This window comes from Stenotrophomonas sp. HMWF003, from assembly GCF_003061285.1.
Lineage (GTDB): Bacteria > Pseudomonadota > Gammaproteobacteria > Xanthomonadales > Xanthomonadaceae > Stenotrophomonas > Stenotrophomonas maltophilia_AP.
In genome coordinates this window covers 1-1,094 of sequence record NZ_QAIW01000349.1, presented here as the reverse complement: position 1 = coordinate 1,094, position 1,094 = coordinate 1, and the positions used below count along the sequence as shown (strand labels likewise).

1 protein-coding gene and 1 pseudogene are annotated in these 1,094 nt (G+C 69.3%); one reads left to right on the top strand and one right to left on the bottom strand.

What is annotated here, in order from left to right:
- On the top strand, positions 1-468 hold a 468-nt coding region (locus DBR34_RS23175), incomplete at its 5' end, for a TatD family hydrolase (protein ID WP_258223938.1).
- A gap of 319 nt (positions 469-787) precedes the next feature.
- Here DBR34_RS23175 and DBR34_RS14055 read toward each other — a convergent pair.
- Positions 788-1,094 (bottom strand): annotated as a pseudogene (locus DBR34_RS14055) (tRNA threonylcarbamoyladenosine dehydratase); the annotation flags it as partial.

Here is a 1,094-nt window from a genome sequence, read left to right as displayed (position 1 = left end):
GTGGCGGGGCTGGACGCGGAGCTGCAGCAGCAGTACTTCATGGGGCAGCTGCGGATGGCGCGTGAGTTCGACCTGCCGGTGATCGTGCATGCCCGTCGCGCGGTGGATGCGGTGATTGCCGCGATCAAACAGGTGGGCGGCCTGCGCGGCGTGGTGCACAGCTTCCCGGGCAGCCCCGAACAGGCCGCGCAGCTGCACAAGCTGGGGTTCCTGCTGGGCCTGGGCGGCCCGCTGACCTACGACCGCGCCCAGCGCCTGCAGCGGCTGGTGGCAGCGATGCCGCTGGAGCAGTTGCTGCTGGAGACCGACGCGCCCGACCAGCCCGACGCGGGCATCCGCGGCGAGCGCAACGAACCGGCACGCCTGCCGGTGATCCTGGAGACGGTGGCGCGGCTGCGCGGGCAGCCGGCCGAGGACATTGCCGCGCAGACCACGGCGAATGCGAAGCGGCTGTTCGGCCTGCCATGACGACACACGCACACCGACCCTCCCCACGCGGTAGAGCCGACCGTTGGTCGGCTGCTGTTGGTGGTGTCGACCGTTGGTCAGCGTCCAGGAAACCGGCCGCTCACACTCGGCAACCCAACCCCGGGGTGCGCGGTGCCGGGTTTCCCGGCAGCTGACCAACGGTCAGCTCTACCGGGAATGGTCAGCTCTACCCGTCGCAGCTGACCAACGGTCAGCTCTACCAGGAATGGTCAGCTCTACCCGCCACCGCTGACCAACGGTCAGCTCTACCGCGTGTGCGGCAGTTCCGGGTGTCCCCGCAGCTGACCGGCGCTCAGCGCTACGCGGGGGTGGCGCTCTTCTTGGGCTTCATGAGCATTTCCAGCGCCTTGCCTACGGCGGCGAAGGCGAAGGCGCCGGTGATGTGGGTGGCCGCGCCCAGGCCGGCGCCGCAGTCCAGCTTCAGTGCCGCGTCCGCGCCCAGGTTCGGGCGGATGCCGCATACCGTGCCGTCGGCCTGCGGGTACTTCACGTTCTCCAGCGAGTACACCGCCGGCACGCCGAAGTAGCGCGACGCGTTCTTCGGGAAGTTGAAATCGCTGCGCAGCTTCTTGCGGATCAACGCCATCATCGCGTCGTGCTCGGTG